Source organism: Paenibacillus pinistramenti, from assembly GCF_005869875.1.
GTDB classification, from domain to species: Bacteria; Bacillota; Bacilli; order Paenibacillales; family Paenibacillaceae; genus Fontibacillus; species Fontibacillus pinistramenti.
Genome location: NZ_VAWG01000044.1, coordinates 1 through 582 on the forward strand (window position 1 = coordinate 1; position 582 = coordinate 582).

1 rRNA gene is annotated in these 582 nt (G+C 54.1%); it reads right to left on the bottom strand.

What is annotated here, in order from left to right:
* A 23S ribosomal RNA gene (locus tag FCN15_RS19060) occupies positions 1-582 on the bottom strand; the annotation flags it as partial.

Genomic DNA, 582 nt, shown 5'->3' on the forward strand with positions numbered 1-582 from the left:
TGGGTTCGGGCCTCCAGTGCGTGTTACCGCACCTTCACCCTGGACAGGGGTAGATCACACGGTTTCGGGTCTACGCCCACGTACTTAGTCGCCCTATTCAGACTCGCTTTCGCTGCGGCTGCGGCTTTTCACCTTAACCTTGCACGGGAACGTAACTCGCCGGTTCATTCTACAAAAGGCACGCCATCACCCATAGATCGGGCTCTGACTTCTTGTAAGCACACGGTTTCAGGTTCTGTTTCACTCCCCTTCCGGGGTGCTTTTCACCTTTCCCTCACGGTACTGCTTCGCTATCGGTCACTAGGGAGTATTTAGCCTTACCAGATGGTCCTGGCAGATTCATACGGGATTTCACGTGCCCCGCACTACTCGGGATCCGTCTCGGAGGGAATTCAATTTCGGCTACAGGGCTTTTACCTCTTCTAGCGGGCCTTTCCAGACCTCTTCGCCTACCAAATTCCTTTGTAACTCCATGTGAGACGTCCCACAACCCCAAGAGGCAAGCCTCTTGGTTTAGGCTCTTCCGCGTTCGCTCGCCGCTACTGACGGAATCACTACTTGTTTTCTCTTCCTCAGGGTACT